The sequence below is a fragment of the Thalassotalea fusca genome, from assembly GCF_053485835.1.
The window spans coordinates 134,287-154,185 of sequence record NZ_JBQRUN010000002.1; the positions used below are offsets into that span (position 1 = coordinate 134,287).

Consider the following 19,899-nt stretch of genomic DNA (forward strand, 5'->3'; position numbering starts at 1 on the left):
TAGATATCTGTTAAATTTAGCATTTATTTTTTCATCAAGCTTTTATGAAATTTATCAGTAAACATTGCTAGGTACGCCTTAGACCTTGCTGCACATAAACAAGCGTTCACGGTTGTTAATTAATGTAAATGGAATTAACATACCGCCCTAAATTACATTTGATTTAATGGACAATACTCTCTAAAGGATAATTATGAAAATTAACATTTCGCTCACATTCTTAATAGCGATTAAAGCTGCATTAGCTTTATCGTTTACGCATAGTGCAAATGCACTAGAATTCAATAGTTTTTGTGATGCAACACAAGCAGAAAGAGATTGCTCTGCTGAATTTATTCAAGCTTTAGAACAAGTCGCGCTAAGTGGCGAACCACTATTGTTTAGAAAAAATGAGGTATTTTGGCTTGATTGGGTTTCGACAGATGACCTGCGCTTAGATGGCGTGACTATTATCGGTGAAGGTAACGATCAAGACCGACCTAAGATTGTTACTAATCGCTTAGAGTTAGTGAATATCTCTAACCTTAATATTAATAATATCATCATCAATGGAAAGAACAACGAAGAAGGTGAAAACATCCAAAAACATGCCGTTGTTTTGCTTGGTGCTAAATCTCTTTCTAAGCGTGTTGAAAATATAAGTATTAGCAACACCTTATTTAATGAAAGCGCACAAGATTTGCTTGCAATTGCATATGTAGATAAAGTCCAGCTCATCAATAATACTTTTAAGCGTGCTGGATTAGGCATGCATTTAGAGCCGCTAAATTCTGATACTGACCCTAGACCAAGAGGTTCAGGACTTCTATTGAATAATGTGGCTGACGCAAACATCATCAAGAATAATTTCTTTGAAATCAAAAAAGTTGGAATTTTTCTTGGCGCAAGCCAAGTTAATAGCAAAAATATCATAGTTGCCAACAACTTGTTTGATTTGCAAAACTTTGAAAAACCAACACAACGCTACGGTTTAAAAGGTGGTGTAGGTATTTACTTTGACCAAGATGGTAATTTTTCAGATGTGAAGTTAATTTCAAACACAGTGAAAAATTATCATTTAAATGGCTTTAGAATCAATGGCAAAAACTTCTATGTAGAAAACAACCTATTTAATTCTGTCGAAGGTTGTGGCACAGAACAAACTAGCTTTGAAGAACCAATTGGCGGGCCAGCAGTTAAGTCTCATTACATGGATGGTGCGTGGATTAAGAACAATTGCGTTCATAATTCAGGTGCACTGACGGTGTTAGAATCTTGGAATATGATAAAAAATGTCACCATTTCAGATAACAAAGTATACAGCCCTCACTCAGGCATAGTAGCTGAATACAAGTTTGGTGGTCGTTACCAAGACGTTAAAGTGTTACGCAATGAAATATATCACGCGAGAGCATTTGCCATTGTATTTAGAGCGAGCGAGTATTCTCAAGGCAATGTAATTTCTGGTAACACTATTTCATCTTTACTCCCTTACACAGGCGAAAGAGTCATAGCAGAAAGTCCGCTTTTATACTTCCAAAAACAGGAAGGACTTTGGTTCTATAACAACTGGATCAACGCAGAAGCGCATTCAGCAGGTTGGACAACTGCCCGATTTGATGGGTTGAGATACTCTAATATTGTTCGCAACGCAATCATTTCTCCGGCAATTGACAGTAAAGATAAAAGCTACGGTGGTATTCGATTAGATGGTGAATCAAGAAACAATACAATTGATCGCATTGAGTTTACCAATCTAAACCCTGGAATACATGACTCTGGTTCAAACAATCAAGTATCTAACATTACATTGTTTGAATAGGAATAAACTAAGATTCTGAATTTCACTAATTTTTAGAAACAGAATATTGGACTTAATCGGGCCTTACTAACAAGGTTTGATGTCATTAGAGACCGTAAGGGTGGCTTACTAACTAAGCCACCCTTTTTAATAAAATACGCTACACAACTTTATTTTACGATAACCGCATCACTACTACTTTCTTTGTCTTGCGAAAGCTCACGACTAATTTTCTGCACATGCGTTTCACCATTAGACTTGGCACTCGTTTCACCTATTGATTTTTCACCGATTGATAGTGTAGACAACTGACTAATGAGCGTTTCATCCAATTGTTTGTTACTTCGCAACGTGTCGACCAACGGCACTAAAAACGCTTCCAAATTCGAGGAAAATTCTGTTAACAAACTCGTTAGGTGTTCATTATCTGACTGTTCCACATTCACTTGTAATTTCAAGTTAGCCAGTGTTTCATTGAGCGAATCTAATCCACCTGACTGAGTGTTTTGTAATCCCTCGCCAATTTGGTTTAGTCCTTTTTGCAGCAAGGAGATTTGATTAGCAATCGTCACCATAGGATTGTCGCCGCTACCTAAATTTTGATGGCGTACATAGTCTTCTTTAATCTGCTGCCAACGTTTGGCCTGCTGATCTGTCAATGTACCACGTAATTCAGCTAGCTTGAGTAGATTCTCTTCTGCGCCAATGGTTAACGTTTGTGCTTCGCCACGATAATGATCAGCAATGAGTTGCTCGACCTCTTCGTCAGTCATCACTGGTACCACTTTTTCCGCCATCTTGTTCATATTACGATAGCTGCCTTGCAACTTAAATGGTGGTTCGGTGCGGTATTTGTCATCTTGTGCAGCAGACGCAATGTATTGTTCATTGGCCTTGAGCACAGTTTGTTGGATCTTGCGAATACGTTGAATCACTGCAACAATTTCATTAATTTCTGCTTGCGAGTAATTATGTGCCAATTCCGTGCTGGCTATAGGTTGTCCGTCAGCCATCGCGACTAACTTATATAAGTCAGCCATATCACGTGTTGCCATAGGCGCAATATAAGAATTACTGGTTAAGCTATTTTCGATAAAACTGAGCGAGAATTCATGTTCTCGACCACTCAGGGTATCACCCAGATTATAGATGTCTGCACGGTTTGCGAGCATATCTGGAATAGTAAACGCTTCGCCCGACTCAGTATAAGGGTTACCTGCCATAACGACCGCGAATTTTTTACCACGCATATCGTAGGTTTTGCTTTCACCGTTCCAAACACCATCAACCTTTCGTGAGCCATCACAAAGCGAGATAAACTTCTGTAAAAATTCGGGATTCGTATGCTGAATATCGTCCAGATACAACATCACATTATTACCCATTTCAAATGCCAGATTAATCTTCTCTACTTCATTTTTGGCCGTTGAGTTAGTGGCTTGTGCCGGATCTAGTGAGACTTGCTCGTGGCCTATCGAAGGGCAATTAATCTTCACGAACGTCATGCCAAGCTTACTCGCCACATATTCAATCAAGGTAGTTTTACCGTAACCGGGCGGTGATATGAGTAATAACAAGCCCATGAGATCGGTGCGTTTATTATCACCAGCAGCACCAATTTGTTTGGCTAAATTCGCGCCAATAATTGGAAAATACACATCATTGATCAATTTATTACGAACAAAAGACGACAAAGCACTTGGCTTAAATTCAGATAAGCGTAAGCGTTTTCTTTGCCCGGATAATACCGCTTGCTTTTGCTGATGAAACTGCTTAAACGCAGGTACTTGCACTAAACTAAATTCACGTAGACGAGCAATATACTCTTGATAAATAATCGTTAACTTTCGGTCGACGATATTCTGGTGTTGCCCAAGCAATCCATCAACTTGCCCTTCACTATCAGCATTTGAACGATAATATGCTACCCGTTGTTCGAACAATAAATAAGTCGCCGCTTCTTCTAGTGCATCAGGTCTAAGTTCTAGTTCTTGATGATTGCCAAACGATGTTAACCAGGCGTGATATAACTGGTATCGCTGCGCAAGTGTTGAACACGCAGCAAGTGCGTTATTTATTTGCTCTTCTAAACTCTTATGCTTTAGCTGCGTAAGCATTTGATTGCCTAGCTCAACGCATGTTTCTTTAACCACAAAATTAGGCTTACCTGAAGATAACTCTTCGACTAAATACATGGCGGCCAATGGGGTGTCTGTATCAAGCCATTTATGTTCAATAATGAATGTAGATAGATTGTGCGAGAGTTCTTCGACCAATTGTTGTCGTAAGTGATTAGGCCCGAAGGTGCTTTCCATCAAATGTAAATTATGACAACGGTTTATCAAGTCATGCTGATGCTCTTCAGGTAAGTTTACGAAGTAACACACCGCTAACCGTCTTGCATCTGCAGGATATGCTAACAGGCCAATTTGTTCACGCAAGCTCAATAGTTTTTCAAGAATAATAGTTGCATCTGCGTCATGTACGCCTTTGTCATAGCCTTCTTGATAACGAGGTTCGGCCGCTTTCTTAACGAAGTTAGCGAGTCGATTTTCTTTAGCGGCTTTTGCTAATTCAGCTAGCGCCATTGTCCCTTGTTGTTCAGCTTCGAACAGCAAGCTCGCCGCCAGATACTCACCTCGATAAACCGTATCACTTTCTGAAATAAGCTCTTGTTGCCATAAATGCTCTGTACCAGCAAATAGGGCGCTATCTATAGCTTCAAAATACTCACTGCCACTAATGTGCAGCATCATCGAATCGTCGCGCGGCAACAAAGTGAGTTCTAACGATTGGCGATTTACGGAAAACTGATGGTCGCCTATTTTTACCAAACTCCCGTCTGTAGAATAAATATCTGACTTGTCGCGTAATGCACGTATACCTTGCTCTTTAGTGTTCTTTAGTTGCGCTTCAACGTCATCTGCTCGTACGTGATCGTCAAGCTCACGTAGCTGGGCGATAAGCTGCCTCAACTTGGCCACCATTGGATCACCCGCAAAGTAGCTATTCAATGTATCTTGATCATTGAAGCTCTGACTTCGACGCACAATACCTTCAATAATGCGTTCCGCCGCTGTCATAAGATTTAAACAACGGCGTTGCTGCGCGTCCATCAACTGCTGTTTATGCTGTTCGAAGTTATCGTATATTTCGTTTCTTTTCGCTAAAATTTCCTGATAGAACTCATCGTAATCACTAAACTGACTTTCTAAATCTTCCAGTTGAATTAAAATTTGTGATAGTTGCTGATCGCAGGCTTGTGGGGAGTCACTGGCATTTAAGCCGCTGGTAACGCTCTGGCCTAATAACTTAAAGCGCGCACCAAATTCCGCGCGAGCTTCCTCACTTCCTACATTTTTAGCAGCTAGATCGGCGCTCGCTTTGACACGATTCACTTGGCTAAATACGCTGGAAATGTCTTCTAGGATTCGAGTTCTCTGTCGGCTGTCCTCAATATCGAGTGACAACATGGTGTGGTTGAGCAATTCTAAGCCTTCAACCAACAACTCAATTTCGCTACGAATAGGCTTTAGTGCAGTAATTGATCCACTTGCTTCGATAGATGCCGCTAGTTCGTCAATTTTACGTTGATAGGGCGCCAACGCTTTATCTTGTTGCAAGAAATCTGCAGTCGTTTGGCTCAAGTTTTGTGTGAGTTCATCAATTTGAACTTCCATCATGTCGAGCGATTCGACATCGATGTACTTCAGGTCTTTATGCGAAATAATTTCGCCCTTAAACTGCGCCAGTTCGGTCAAACTTTCAACAAACTGCGTTGCGTGATCAAAACGCTGTGGCTGAACTGCTTGGATGAGTGACGCCAATTTTTCTTGCGCCTGCGCCATTACCGCATTAGAGTTTTCCTGAATGCTAGCAACTTTTTCAAACTCATCCAGTACCAGTTCGGCCGTTAACGCAACCTGCTTGAGTAGATCATTAAGAGCGGCCAACTTATCGTCAGCAAGCCAGTGATATTTGTCATATAGTTGGTGTGACGCTTTAACTAAATCATTGAAGTGCTGCGTACTTGGTGTTTCTACTGAAATTAATTTTGCTACACCATATAAATCAGATACCCCTTTTACCAACTCAGGGTTGCCTATTTTTCCAAAGAAACTATTGTCTGCCGGTTGATTGCTGGCATGCTCGTCGCTACAAAACGGTGTTTGCCAAATCTGCATCGCATGGACACGTGATGGCTCATTTTCAGCGGTAAAGACAATTGCGCGACCATTGTTGTAGAGGCTTTGTCCGTGTCCATAAATCGGGTTTTGCAGTGTTCTGGTGATCAGGTTGTAACCAAATAGCGCATATTGTCCTTCATTGGGTTCATAGAAAATATAGAGAAAGTCTTCACCGTTTGGGGATTTGACAATGCGATGTAGTTGTAAATCTTCCGCATCGTCATCAAAGCTCTTATGCTCACCATTTTGCAAATAGTAACCACCGGGAAATATAATCCCATGATCTTCCGGCAGCTGAATACAAGCATGCCCTATGGCATCTTGCCGCAGTACCTGATGAGTTTTGCAGTTATAAATAAGGTGACGGGTTTCTTCTTCACGGTAGGGTCTGATTTTTAATAGAATTAAATCGCCAACTTTGGCGTATTGAATATCGGCATCATCTAATGATTGATGTTCGTCATCTACTGGCTCTGTGTAGATACCTTCACCGTCTTCGGTATTGTTCTCTACTTTGAGCGTAATAGAGCCGCCAATCGCTTCAACAAACAGTGTATCGAATAAATTGTAGTGCGGATGCTTCCCTTGTTCTTGTTGTTCTCGAGAAACTTTTTGCCATTCAAAATCAAAGTTGTCCGGTTGTTTGACTTCGCGCTCACCACGGTTATCGATATAAGTGACTTGATGATTAACGTCGATGCCCCATTGGAATACGCGAATATCATCTATGCGCTCGCCAATGCGAAATACCGCGAACAGCTTACTTCCCTGACGATAAACGTGCGTTAGATAAGTTTTCTTGTAGTAGGTATAAAGTTCTTCGAAGTCTCTGACAAAGGTTGCGTCGTCCAAGAAGCTGCCTTTGTGCTCAAGGTCTACTATTTCAAATTCGCCATCCACTTCTTTTAGTTGATGCAAGCTGAATACATCGGCTACTGAGATATTGCGCTTTAGTCCGAGAAACACGTTATAGCCAAACAACAAAGTATCGCCAATTGCAGCGATATCTCGAGCGATACAGTTATGCTCGGTACGAACACGTACGCGCGCTTCAACGGCCATGTCAGTAGCACCAAACGTTTGCATCCGCTCGTCATTTAACTGCTTAATTTGAGATTGTAAATCGTTACCCAAGGCCGTTAGTCGGCGTTGAATAAGTTCGTAAGATCCACCTTCAGCGACTGCTTGGTTGGTGACGCTATCCTTATCTGTCATGTAGACTCCGTGATACCTAATTACGGCCTTTTACTATCAAGGCAAAGAATAATACATGCGCCTACGGTGTGGGTGCAGGCACATGTCACTACAGCAAAACGTGCTATTTTACGTCAGACGTATTTTGTTGTACGCCATTCAGTAAGCTCGCTAATGCGCCTTTTTGCGCGTCATCTGCATTATTCAACGTTGACAATAACTTCGCCATGTTGAAGTTTTTCAAGGCTTCACTAGAGTCAGCGGCACCAGACATTACGCCTTTTAAATCTTCAACAATGTTGCGATTTCCGTTTAGGTGGTCTTTAAACAAACTTTGTACCGTATCACTTTCACTGACAATGCCATCAAGTGATTTACCCACCGTAATTGACTTCATGAACTGACGTAAGAATTCACCATCGCCGCCCATGATATTGATATTCGCATCACTCAGTGCTGTACCTAAGACATCCGCCTGCTTCTCGGCCAACTCTACGCTGTTACCCAATTTCGCGAGTGTTAATTCACGCTCCTGGTTCAGGCGTAGGCCAAACGTTTCAAATTCACGCGCTTGCTCTGACATGGCATTGAGTACTTCTTGTTTCTCACGTAAACCTTTCGCTTCTGCCAGTGCTTTTTCTTCAATACCTTTAGCTTCTGCAGTAAGTTTCAGCTCTAGTGCTTTCGCTTCTGCTTCACCATGACGCTCTTGTGCATCTGCTTGTGCCAATGTGACCTGTGCATCAGCTAATCCTTGCGAAGCTGCTTCTGCCTGCTCACCTTCCGCTAAGATTTTTTTCGACTCTGCCTGCTTACTCGCTGCTTTCAGTTCTGCTTCTGCAATAGTTTGCATCTTACGAGCTAGGTGTTCTGCGGCTTGCTCTTGCGCTTTTGCAGATTCAATGTCTTTTACTAACGCTTCTTCTGCTTCGGCTTTCGCTCTAATCACTTGTTCTTCTTTCAAACGATTTGCTTCTGAAACCACACGTAAGTCTTTGATACGCTCTTCTTCTTCCGCCACGTTCTTTTCAACGACTATGCGTTCACGCTGAACTTCTGCAATATTCTTGCGCTCAACTTCCAACGCTTTTTCTTTGTCAATACGCAGTGTTTCCACTTCTTTTTCGCGATCAATTGATTCGATTTGACGTGCACGAGTCACTTTTTCTTCTTCAATCGCTACCGCACGTAAACGATTTTGCTCTGCAATATCTGCTTCACGTTGTTTGTTCTCTTCTGCCACAGCAACAGTTTGCTCTGTTGCAATACGAGCTTGCTCAGCTTTTGCACGTTCTTCTTCAACGATTTTCGCTGTTTCTGCTTCTTCTCGTGCTTTTACTGTAGCAATTTCACGTGCTTGTTTCGCTTCTGCATCCGCCAGCTGGCGCTCAAGCTCAAGTCGTTTTTCTTCGGCATCGATGTCTTGACGCTTAATTCGAATTTCTTCCTGACGCTTAAGATCATTAGTTTCCACCGATTGTTGTGCAGTCAATTCAGTGATCCGTCTGATACCTTCAGCATCCATAATATTGTTAGGGTCAAGATCATGAATCGAAGTTTGTTCTAAGAAATCAATTGCGACATCTTCTAAAACATAACCTGATAAGTCTTGCCCGATCACTTCTTTGATTTTGTCGCGGAATATATCCCGTTGTGTGAACAGTTCCGTAAAGTTTAACTGTTTACCGACTGTTTTTAACGCTTCAGAGAACTTGGCTTCAAATAGTTCCTGCAGCGTTTCAGGATATGAAGAACGATCACAACCCACTTGTTTGGCCACACGTAGGATGTCTTCTTTCGTTTCGTTCACTCGAATATAGAATGTTATGATGATGTCAGCACGGATATTATCCTGACATATCAGGCCTGAACGACCTTTACGCTCTAACATCATTCGTTTAGTAGAGATGTCCATGATCTCTTTTTTGTGAATGACAGGAATGACCAAACCACCAGTGGTACTGATTTCGGGTTCGGCTCTTAGCTTGTTAATAATTAACGCTTGCCCTTGCTCAACTTTGTTATAAAACTTAGCAACCATGATAAGCATCGAAAAGACGAATAAAACGCCAATGCCAATTGCTAGGAAAAGTGGTTCCGTTACCATATTTATGTCCTCTTTATAAATATAATTATCACATCCGTGAACGATTAATGTATGGGTTATTTTCAGTAAGTTTATGAATAAGGCGCTACGATGTAGGCATGATTTTCTTTTGAGTAATCAATGAGCAAAACTTTATCGCCCATTTTAAGGCTGTGTTCTGGTGCGCAACGAACATCTAGTAGAATTTCTGCACCATCATTGAATAATTTAGCCTGACCAAAGGTTTCAGTAACATGGCCTGTGGCAATAGTGGCATCTCTGCCAACTAAATGTTGACTCGTCGTTGTTTCTACACTTTTGAACATGCCTTTTAGCGGCCGAATCACGATAGCGGTAATAGGCAAAGCAATAAGAAAAACGATGAAGTCGGCAACCGTACCAAAGAGATAATATAGCCAACCATCAGGCAACCAACTCAATAGATAAAGTTGCAAATAGAAACTGAGTAACCAGCAAATGAGAATAATAATGCTGATCACTAGCGTGAAAGGAATGCCGGTTAAGCCAAAGGTCAACATTAGACCTGCTAATCCGCCTACAGAACCATCAATTTCAGTATCAACTTCAACATCCGTATCGCCAGTTAAGTCTAAATCAACGATACCAAACATTCCGATGATCCAATAAACGACGACGATGCCTAATAACACAGAATAAATAACGGTAGGAAACTGAGCGGCAACTTCGAATAATTGGGTCATATTTCATCCTTAAAATTAAAATCAGCAATTTTTAACACTGATTACTTCTTATAATTTATTTTTCACTATACACGCTGGACATAATATGTCAAAAATGTATTGTGAAAAATAAATTTGATCTATATATGTGCGAGCATTAAGGGTAATTTATATGCTAGCTACATTCACATAATGCAATGATATATGTGAAAGTTTTTATCAGAACGCTATATTATGCATTCACCAATCTCGATAATAACATGTAAAAAGGATGTAAAGTAATGAAATGTACGAGTTGTCAGCAGGGTGATTTAATTCCAAGCTTCATTGAAGGTTTATTCAGAGCACACACATGTGCTAGTTGTGAAGGCAACTGGATATTGATAGAAGATTACGTTGCATGGAAAGAAAGACACCCAGAACACGTTTTCGACGAACGTGTCAGCTGTGAAATTGAAGAAAGCAAACATGCACTATTGTGCCCAGTTACCGGTACAATCATGCGAAAATTTCGGTTATCAAATACTACTGAACATCGCATTGACTATAGCGCGAGTGTAGGTGGCGTGTGGCTCGACAACGGCGAATGGGAGCTACTTAAGCAAGAAAAGTTAGCCGGCTCGTTGAATGCTGTACTTACTGCCTATTGGCAACGCAATGTTCGCATGAATTCAACTAAAGATAACTTCGTTGAAATATACAAAGACAAGTTTGGCGAGGAAGACTACCAAACGGTTAAAGAAATGCGTGATTGGTTATCTTCACAACCGAATAAACACGACTTAAAAGCCTATTTGCTAGCAGAAGACCCGTACACAGCGGAAAAATAACCTAGATTTAAGATAAGGAGTCACCATGAGAGGTGCAGGAGGAACGTCCGGCGGGCTTGGCCACTTTTTTATTGGCCTTGCGATGATGTGCGGCGGATTTTATTTGTTATTCAATGCTATTACTGTTTCATCAACTTTTGGTATGAGTTCACGCTTATACGGATTTAATGCGCTAGGTGGAAGTTACAATATTACCAGCGGTACCATCATGTTACCGTTTATTTTTGGTATTGGTTTGATTTTTTATAATGGTAAGAATATTGTCGGCTGGATACTTACGCTTGGCTCACTTACTGCACTGATATTCGGTGTTATTTCATCCATTCGCTTTTCTTTCAAAACAATGACTTCTTTTGATTTATTGGTCATTTTAGTACTTGCGATTGGTGGTTTGGGCTTGTTCTTACGCTCACTTAAGTCTCTGGATAAAAGCCTACCCGACTAATCTTTTTCTTCTGCGTATTGTCTACTAAGACGCACAATTGACAATTTATTGTATCAATTGTGCATCCAATCTCATGGTTCATGCATTCATTAATATAACTGGTCGCAACTATTTGTTAGCAGATTTTTTAAACTTATTTAAGAATCGCTGCAACTGTATATGAATAACTAAGGTAAGGTGAGCGTGATGAATGAACACATGTTATATGATTTAGTATTGCAAGTAACTGCGGCTGTATGTGTAACAGCGCTGATAATAGTTGTGTTGCTTGTCGCTAACAAGCAAAGAACCATGAAACAACAAACGCTACAGAAGCTTATCGATTCAGATAAGGCGCTCACTTCAGAAGTATTAACCACTATCGGCTTCAAACAAGAAAATCAAGCATATAGAGACTTGCGAAAAGGTGTAATGCTGACCATTTGTGGCATTGTACTAACGCTGACATTTATGCCAGTTGGTGGATTCGGTTGGATATTTGGATTTCTGCCGATAACGCTCGGCTTAGTCTATTTAGGCTTATCACGCACACGTGCAAATAAGAGCTAGTCATGGAAGATGCGCTTATTCGCAATGTAAAACAACATGGCGATCACCACGCGTACGCACATCTAGTTAAGATGCATCAATCGGCGGTACGAAATTTTCTGCGTAGGTTAGTACATAACGATGCTATCGCCGATGAACTGGCACAAGAAACGTTCATTCGTGCCTACACCCATATCAACAGTTTTCGTGGCGACGGCAAGTTTCTATCATGGTTATTTAGAATCGCCTATCAGGAATTTGCCAAGCTTTACCGCAAAAATAGCACCGTTGAATTTGCTACTAACGAAATAATTGAAGCAGTAACTGAAATGGAACCACAAATAGTGGCAGCGAAAACCGCAGAGCATCTTTTACAATCATTGCGGCCTGAAGAGCGAGCAATGATCTTGCTGCACTTTTCACACGATTTGAGTCATCAAGAAATTGCCAAAATTCTAGAAACGCCGTTAGGAACCGTGAAATCACTCATAAGAAGAGGGCAGCAGCGATTGTTTCATTATTACCAAACTAAAAATCAAGGAGTTGTGAATGAATAACAGTAACGACTTTGAGCAATGGCTAAAACATGAAATTGCCGAACAAGTGTTGCCTGACAACCACTTTTCATCATCAGTACTTGAACAAATATCGCAAAAAACGCAGTTAACAGCCAGCATTAATCGCTGGTGTTATTTGGCAATAGCTTTAGTCTTGGTGACGCTCGGCATAGTGGCAATCGTTCAGATTTTATATCCGTACACTGGGGCACATCCGCTATTTTTGAATAGCTTTTCTACGACCAGCGTGACGGTCTTTGCGTTATCTTGCGTGATTTGGCTATTCACGCATTTGATGGAGCTACTTGATTAGTAAATTTGTCGTGACATCGTTATGTTTGGCTAGCGGCAGATATCTACGAACAACTTATTCCCTAAACGATGAAGTACTTCAGGCTTGGGGTGTGTATGTGCAAATGTGCGCAAACCATAGATCCCCATAACCAGATATTGCGCTAAGTGTTGGGCGTTTTTTTCACCGTTTAATTCGCCAGCATCAATGGCGAGTTGCAACTGTCCTGCGATCGCATTTTCCCAATCAATCAAGTTGTCGCTGATAAACGTTTGGATCTCGTCATCTTGCTCAGCAACTTCATTTAATGCTTTGGCAAGTAAGCAATCTCGTGCTGAATCGCAAGTGAGACACTCTTCAACAACATGATTAATATATTGTTCAACCTGCTGCAACTTGCTGCCATCTCCTGTAAAAACACGAGAAAATTCGGCATTTCTATCAGCCTTATATTGGCCTAATGCAGCCAGTAATAGCCCGCGCTTATTTTCAAACGCACAATAGATTGAACCAGGATGCAAGCCAGTTGCCTGCTTAAGATCTTGCATGCTGGTCTTGGTGTAGCCTTTTGCTAAAAAAGCCGTCATGGCACTACGCAAGACAGTTTCACGATTAAATTCTGCGTTTCGCAATTTCTACCTCATCGCAATCGATTGAATTGTGGTGATTGTAACCAATCTTGAACGATTATTCAAAAAAGTAGTTGAATGATCGTTCAAATATCTATATCTTGAATAAACGTTCAAGAAAGAGACCTTCAACATGACAGATAACTTATTTCAACCCTTCAAGTTGAATGACCACATTACGTTGGCAAACAGAATATTAATGGCACCGCTAACTCGCTGTATGGCTGACGATGATTTGGTACCTACAGATGACATGGCTGCTTATTACGCTAAACGCGCAGGCGCAGGACTTATTATTTCGGAAGCGGTAATTATTCGCCCCGATGGTCAAGGTTATCCCAACACACCTGGCCTATTCTCAGCCGAACAAATCGCCGGATGGCGAAAAGCGACCAAAGCAGTACACGATAACGGTGGTAAAATTTTCGCACAGTTATGGCACACTGGCCGTGTTGCCCATCCGTACTTCTTTGGTGGTGGTGATGTACTGGCTCCTTCAGCGATTAAAGTAGAAGGAACGGTTCCTCGCATGAGAGAGTTGGTCTATCAAACGCCAAAAGCAGTGACAACTCAAGACATTACCCAACTCATTGAAGATTATGCGCAGGCAGCCTCAAATGCCATTGAAGCTGGTTTTGATGGTGTTGAAATTCACGGCGCCAATGGCTATTTGATTGACCAATTTTTGCATTTTGCCAGTAATCAGCGTACCGACGATTTTGGTGGCAATGCACAAAACATGGTGCGGTTTCCGTTACAGGTAGTCGACGCTATCATTGCTCGTATCGGGAAGGAGCGTACGGCATTGCGAATTAGCCCGGGCGCATACTTCAATATGTCGCAAGACGCTAGAGATCGCGAAGTATTCGATAAGTTGCTTACAGAACTTTCGACGCGTGACTTAGCATTTTTGCATGTCGGTATATTTGATGATGCGATGGAATTTGACTATTTGGGAGGGCGCGTCTCCAGCTATATTCGCCGTCACTATAATAAAACACTCGTCAGCGTTGGTGGCTACACTGCTGAAACAGCCAGTGAATCTATCGCGTCTGATCACTTCGACCTAATAGCAATTGGTCGCCCATTTATTGCTAACCCTGATTACGTCAACAAAGTAAAAAACGGCGACGAATTAGTGGAATATAGTGAGGAAATGCTGGCAACGCTCATTTAATCGAAGATCTGCTTCACGACTGCTTGCTGTGGTCACTTTCTGGGTACTTAGTTCAATGAGCTAAGTACCCTTTTTTATGCCAACCTGGCATGAAAATCCATCGAATATTTTCGCCAATAATCAAATCCTTGACTACGCTTAAGTGCATGAACACTTATCAACAAGTGTTAACCAGCGTTCACTGAAACGTAAAACGAATAACACACATTGAGAATACAACCATGCGGGAATTGCTTAAAAACCTTAAAATCAGGCATGCATTGATAACCATTATTACTGTTTCATTGCTCACACTGACGGTAACGACAATCGTTTTAAACAATATCATGTTCACCAATGTATTCGAAGATAACATTGAAGCAGATCTTCTCCCTAATCAGTTGGCTAAAGTTGAAGCGAAAATACGCTATCAATTAAGTACACCGCTTGAGCTATCCAAAGCCATCACCCAAAATAAAATGCTAATTGACTGGTCGCTGGCCGGCGAACCTGCCACTCAAGAAGCACAGTTGATTGACTTTCTCTCCCATATGAAAAAAGCGAACGATGCATTTGTTGTTTTCTGGGTATCTAATGTCACTAAGAAATATTTTAACCAGTCTGGTCTTTTGAAAACGGTAAGCCAAGCAGATGACGGGTGGTTTTTTAATTTTATTAATAGCAATAAACCATTTGAAGTGGCATTCGACTTTGAAGAAGGATCATCTGAGCTGACTGCTTTTGTCAATTACCGTGTGCGAGCTCAAGGCAAAGATTTAGCCATCGCAGGTTTGGGTTACAGTGTCAGCCAAATCAGTGAAGATATCTTAAGTAATAAAATTGGTGAAACAGGTTATGTATTTGTAACTGACCAGCAAGGAAAGGTAATGATCCACCCCGAATTGTCTGAGCTCAAACAACGACAACTCCAACAATTTGACGGCTTTGCCAATGTGTCCAGTAAGTTACTTACCAAGAACCCAAACTATGTATTCGACTACGTAACCAAAGATGGCATTGACTATTATGTTGCGAGTGTTGGGATTCCTGAACTGGAATGGAAAATCATTGCCATGCTGCCTGTTGCAGAACCAATGGCGCAAATTAACAGTGCGTTAGCCAACACCGGCATCATCAACTTAATCATGGCTTTCGGCTTTATATTATTGATGGTGTTAATAGCAAACAGGATTACTAAGCCTATAGTCGATATTGGTGACCGTTTACTCGAGATGGCCAATCACGGCGGCGATTTAACGCAGCAGCTCGATGACCAACGGGGCGATGAGTTAGGTCTTCTTGCCAAAGGGTTTAATGCTATTCTTTTGAAAGTTAAAGAGATTATGGTCGACATCAAGAAGACCGAAAATGTCATGGCCACATCATTTGACAACTTAAGAGACATGACGCAGCACGTAGAACAATGCGTGCAAGAACAACGGATAGAGTCCGACTCGGTCGCTGCTGCCACCACAGAAATGAATCAAAGTATTCAAGAAGTAAGTGACCTTGCATTAAATACCGCGAACAAGACCGAGACTGCAGAAAAGCAAATTGAAAGCACCAATGGCCAAGTGGACGACACTAGCAAAGTTATGGCGCAACTACACCAAAGTAATCAATCGACACAAGAAAAAATAGCGGAGCTTGCCGCACAAACACAGACCATAAGTTCTGTTGTTGATACGATATCCAGTATTTCAGAACAAACTAATTTACTTGCACTCAATGCTGCTATCGAAGCAGCCAGAGCAGGAGAACAAGGGCGTGGTTTCGCGGTTGTGGCTGACGAGGTTCGATCTTTGGCGGCACGCACGCAAGCTTCTACAAAAGAAATCAATGATGTGATAGAGCGGTTACAACATCAAGCGAAAGAAACGGTTGAATCAATGAGCCAAAATACAGAACTGGCCGGCGAAGGACTCGAAAAAACCAATATCGCTAAATCTGCTCTTAATGAAGTTGTACAAGAGATCAGTCAAATCACAGATATGAATACCCAAGTTGCTACCGCCACCAATGAACAATCAAACGTGATCAGTGAGCTTAGTGTCAATGTCACCAAAATTGCCGACATGGCATCACAAGTGTCTGAGTTATCACAGCAAACCAATAATATCATTGAAGAACTTGATGAGCAGAAAGTGCAATTAGGGAATTTGGTTTCGCAGTTTAAGACCAGTTAACTGCCATCATTCGATCGCAGCAATTTTATGTGGCGAGCTTTGTTTTATGCTCGCCACGATTGAAAGTCACTAGCCCATTAAGAGATTAGTTAATTGCGTATCTCAAAAAACCTGAGACTCTGGTTTTTCATAAACATCACGCCTTTAACACGAATACATTTGTAATCGTGAATCGCTCTGCATAGCGTATGCGGTAATTTCCAGACTAAGTTAAATTCGATATACTGCACTTTTTGCACACAAAGGTATTAGTATGTTTAGGCATCTAGGCATGTTACTAAATTTAGTAGCAATCGCATTATTCGTACCTGGCATTTTGCTTCCGATGTTTACAATGTCGATGGATGTTTTTGCCAGTCTATCCAATTCTCAAATGACTACCAATGTCGTCGATAAATCGCTGTCTGTTATTGGCACAGTAGATGAGCTATGGCAAGACAACCGTCAATTGGTAGCCGGATTAATTGTATTATTTACCATTATCATTCCAATTGTTAAATTCATAGGAATTGTAGCGGCTTATGCTAAGCCACGTCATGCCCTAGAAAAACAAATTACGCGTTTTATAAGTGCTATTGGTAAATGGTCTATGGCAGACGTTTTTGTGGTAGCTATATTTTTAGCGGTGTTGTCGACCAATCAAGCGGAAACACAAACGGCCCATACGCTTAATTTATTAGGGTTTAAAATAGAATTACTCATGAGTAGTGAAACCTTATCCAATGTTGGTGCAGGCTTTTATTACTTCACCGCCTATTGTCTGATTTCCATGTTAGGGACGCAATTGTTTGGTTACCACGTTAACCGACAAACAAAGCAGCAATTAAAAACTGAGCCCGCGCTACATAGCTAAGCATATGAATTAGCTATGTTAACGCCAACTGCATTCTAAATGCGTCTTTATAGCGACGTGATAGCTTGAGTACTTTATTGTCAGCCAGCAATACTTCGCTATCACCGCTCGCCAAAGGCGTAATTGAGACGATATGATTAACATTTATCGCATAGGAACGATGAATTCGACTAAGTCCATGATTTGCTAATTGCGTTGTTAATGATGCCAAGGTGGCTCGCATGGGATATATACGGCCAGCCACATACAAATTGACATAATTTCCAGCTGATTCCATCCATTGGATATCTTTTACGTCGATAATGAATTCTTTGCCGAGTTTTTTCACGATCAGTCGATCGATGCTGCTCGTGGGTGATGGCTCTGGTTCTTCGCCACAGTCAGCTTGCTGAATAGGCGTTGCTTCGCCTAGCCAACGGCTTATTATAAATTGATATCCATGGTAGATAATTATCCAAAATACAAAGCTCCACACATCCTTTTGCATTTCATAAAGCAATTCAAATGACCAGTGCCCAAATTCATAGTCACCACCGCTCACCCAATACACAAGTTCACGTAATCCAACCATAATCACAACATGGCTTAAGGAGTAAATTACCGCCGCGCCAAGATAAATGACCATACCTTTACTCAATGAAAGCCGCGTAATCGGCGCGAGTTTAATTACCCAAACAATAAATGGAAATATAATCAAGCTACTCAATGCGCTTGTGTATTCCCAAGCAAACGGCTCCCACAACGCAGTGGTGTTATCACCTACTCGATACAACTCTAAATATTGAGTTATGGCATTAATCGTATTGTTCACTAACAAGAAAGAAAACACAGCCAGTGCGCCAAAGGCGAATTGATATTTTTGAAATGTTTGACGGTTTATTCCTACCATTGAGAAACCACGCTAAATTTTTTGTCCCCGTTATCCACCGCTTGTCCCTATTCATTGTCTGTTGGGCTATTGAAGGATTTACACATTGCTTCTGGCTGTTCAAGCTGTTGAATGTATGACACCTTTTTGAACGATAACATTAGATGAATATAACAACCAGTATCAATCAAGAAATCTTAAATAGAGCCCAATCCGTTGCTTCCGTAGCTGATGATTCACGCTTACACCAACTCGATTGGTTGCGAGTGTTTGCTTTTGGGTTATTAGTGCTTTACCACACTGCCATGGTATTCGTTGCTAATTGGGGCTTTCATTATAAGAGCCAACATCAATCAGTCGATTTGCAATATCTTATGCTTGTCGTTGAGCCGTGGCGAATGGCTTGCCTGTGGTTTGTTTCGGGTGTCGCGCTACAAATGTCGTTTAGTCGATATTCGACCATCAATTTATTACTTAAACGTTCCTTCCAATTATTATTGCCTTTATTGGTTGGCGTGCTCATTGTGGTTCCCCCGCAACTCTATGTAGAAATGTCCGCCAATGGCGATTTAGATGTTTCATTTATCGAATTCTTGCGTCACTTTTATAGCAGTGACAGTACAATATTCGATAAATATCAGGCAGGCATTTGGCCTCATATCGACGTTAATCATTTATGGTATCTGCGGTCTTTATGGAAGTATTCGTTGATACTCATTATTGTCGCGCCGCTCATTAACAACAAATGGTTAATTAGTCGTTTTAATTCAATCCTGTCATCTAAACCAGCAATAGCTATCTTACTGTGCTACTTACCTTTGCTCTGGCTGCAATTCTATTTGGATGGCGAAGATAAGCGATATGTTTCAGGCTTTTTGTTTCTACTCTATGGTTTCATTGCGGCAAAGCAACCCACACTGTGGCTACAACTCTGTAAACACTTAAAAATCATCTCTTTAATGACAATCACCAATCTTGTCTTGATGATGCTGTTTTATAAGTTCACCTTCGCCACATCAAACCAAACACCCGACACAGATTGGCTGTGGGCGCTACGCATTTGCTATTCGTTGGCTAAATTGCTCGGCCTCATATTGATGCTGTCGATCGCGACACGTTTTTTTGGCAAACGATCTCAACTAGTGACTAAACTCAATCCAGCCGTTTATCCTTGCTATATATTGCATCAAACCTACATCGTAGTATTCGGCTGGTTATTAAGTGTTTACACAATGGATGGCATGAGCATGTTTTTCTTAATCGTTCTATGTACCATGACTGCTTGCGCACTAAGTATCTGGATTATCCAACGATTTAATGTGCTACGTTTGTGTTTTGGTATGCCCACAACAAAACCAATACCCAAAATAATGACTTGGATATTTTATCCGGTTGCAATAATTGGATGTATTGTTATTGGATTGGAAATTCTGCTTTGAGTTGGGTGTTCTTTGGCTATACGTGACATCCATATAGTCCCGTGCATCCTGAGTGTGAAGCAACCGAAGGACACGTCATACCGTCCGTCCCTGGACATGGACGCTCCTTGCCATCCATGGCACTGCGTCATACCGTCCGTCCCTGGACATAAAAAAGGGTAGCTTTGC

The 19,899-nt window shown here is 41.3% G+C and carries 15 protein-coding genes; 10 read left to right on the plus strand and 5 right to left on the minus strand.

The features are described 5' to 3' along the window. Positions 1-193 precede the first annotated feature (193 nt). Complete coding sequence (locus ACSLUK_RS02975; RefSeq protein ID WP_448547026.1) at positions 194-1,801, plus strand: hypothetical protein; 1,608 nt, start codon at positions 194-196, stop codon at positions 1,799-1,801. A 149-nt stretch (positions 1,802-1,950) separates the two neighbouring features. Here ACSLUK_RS02975 and ACSLUK_RS02980 read toward each other — a convergent pair whose 3' ends face one another. The 3 genes from ACSLUK_RS02980 to ACSLUK_RS02990 form a co-directional block, all read right to left on the minus strand. Continuing rightward, the gene (locus tag ACSLUK_RS02980) at positions 1,951-7,182 is read right to left on the minus strand and encodes a DNA repair ATPase (RefSeq protein WP_448547027.1); all 5,232 of its coding nucleotides are present in this window, start codon (positions 7,180-7,182) and stop codon (positions 1,951-1,953) included. A gap of 103 nt (positions 7,183-7,285) precedes the next feature. Then, complete coding sequence (locus tag ACSLUK_RS02985; RefSeq protein ID WP_448547028.1) at positions 7,286-9,268, minus strand: hypothetical protein; 1,983 nt, start codon at positions 9,266-9,268, stop codon at positions 7,286-7,288. A 71-nt stretch (positions 9,269-9,339) separates the two neighbouring features. Beyond that, positions 9,340-9,969 carry a DUF1449 domain-containing protein gene (locus ACSLUK_RS02990; RefSeq protein ID WP_448547029.1) on the minus strand — a complete coding sequence of 210 codons (630 nt, stop codon included), beginning with the start codon at positions 9,967-9,969 and terminating at the stop codon, positions 9,340-9,342. 260 nt (positions 9,970-10,229) lie between these two features. Between ACSLUK_RS02990 and ACSLUK_RS02995 the strand changes: the two genes are divergently transcribed. From ACSLUK_RS02995 to ACSLUK_RS03015, 5 genes are all read left to right on the plus strand, one after another. Continuing rightward, positions 10,230-10,778, plus strand: a complete 549-nt coding sequence (locus ACSLUK_RS02995) for a zf-TFIIB domain-containing protein (RefSeq protein WP_448547030.1) — start codon at positions 10,230-10,232, stop codon at positions 10,776-10,778. A gap of 25 nt (positions 10,779-10,803) precedes the next feature. Further along, entirely contained in the window at positions 10,804-11,223 is a 420-nt protein-coding gene (locus ACSLUK_RS03000; RefSeq protein ID WP_448547031.1) for a hypothetical protein, read from the plus strand. Between the two features lie 186 nt (positions 11,224-11,409). Next, a complete protein-coding gene (locus ACSLUK_RS03005; RefSeq protein WP_448547032.1) occupies positions 11,410-11,772 on the plus strand; it encodes a DUF6249 domain-containing protein in 363 nt (120 codons plus the stop codon). A 2-nt stretch (positions 11,773-11,774) separates the two neighbouring features. Then, complete coding sequence (locus tag ACSLUK_RS03010; RefSeq protein WP_448547033.1) at positions 11,775-12,308, plus strand: RNA polymerase sigma factor; 534 nt, start codon at positions 11,775-11,777, stop codon at positions 12,306-12,308. Continuing rightward, a complete protein-coding gene (locus ACSLUK_RS03015) occupies positions 12,301-12,621 on the plus strand; it encodes a hypothetical protein (RefSeq protein ID WP_448547034.1) in 321 nt (106 codons plus the stop codon). The genes ACSLUK_RS03010 and ACSLUK_RS03015 overlap by 8 nt, the downstream gene beginning before the upstream one ends. Before the next feature lie 29 nt (positions 12,622-12,650). On the opposite strand, the gene ACSLUK_RS03020 is transcribed toward ACSLUK_RS03015, so the two are convergent. Next, complete coding sequence (locus ACSLUK_RS03020) at positions 12,651-13,232, minus strand: TetR/AcrR family transcriptional regulator (RefSeq protein ID WP_448547035.1); 582 nt, start codon at positions 13,230-13,232, stop codon at positions 12,651-12,653. 130 nt (positions 13,233-13,362) lie between these two features. Here ACSLUK_RS03020 and ACSLUK_RS03025 point away from each other — a divergent pair, with 130 nt between their 5' ends. The 3 genes from ACSLUK_RS03025 to ACSLUK_RS03035 all read left to right on the plus strand — a co-directional run bounded on the left by ACSLUK_RS03025 (position 13,363) and on the right by ACSLUK_RS03035 (position 17,424). Further along, positions 13,363-14,406: an alkene reductase gene (locus ACSLUK_RS03025; RefSeq protein WP_448547036.1), complete on the plus strand. Its 1,044-nt coding sequence runs from the start codon at positions 13,363-13,365 to the stop codon at positions 14,404-14,406. Between the two features lie 221 nt (positions 14,407-14,627). Continuing rightward, a complete protein-coding gene (locus tag ACSLUK_RS03030; RefSeq protein WP_448547037.1) occupies positions 14,628-16,571 on the plus strand; it encodes a methyl-accepting chemotaxis protein in 1,944 nt (647 codons plus the stop codon). A 253-nt stretch (positions 16,572-16,824) separates the two neighbouring features. Continuing rightward, entirely contained in the window at positions 16,825-17,424 is a 600-nt protein-coding gene (locus ACSLUK_RS03035) for a paraquat-inducible protein A (protein ID WP_448547038.1), read from the plus strand. A 13-nt stretch (positions 17,425-17,437) separates the two neighbouring features. Here ACSLUK_RS03035 and ACSLUK_RS03040 read toward each other — a convergent pair whose 3' ends face one another. Then, positions 17,438-18,313, minus strand: coding sequence for a LytR/AlgR family response regulator transcription factor (locus tag ACSLUK_RS03040; RefSeq protein ID WP_448547039.1), 876 nt, complete (start codon positions 18,311-18,313; stop codon positions 17,438-17,440). Between the two features lie 143 nt (positions 18,314-18,456). Between ACSLUK_RS03040 and ACSLUK_RS03045 the strand changes: the two genes are divergently transcribed. Beyond that, positions 18,457-19,731, plus strand: a complete 1,275-nt coding sequence (locus ACSLUK_RS03045) for an acyltransferase family protein (RefSeq protein ID WP_448547040.1) — start codon at positions 18,457-18,459, stop codon at positions 19,729-19,731. Positions 19,732-19,899: the final 168 nt, after the last annotated feature.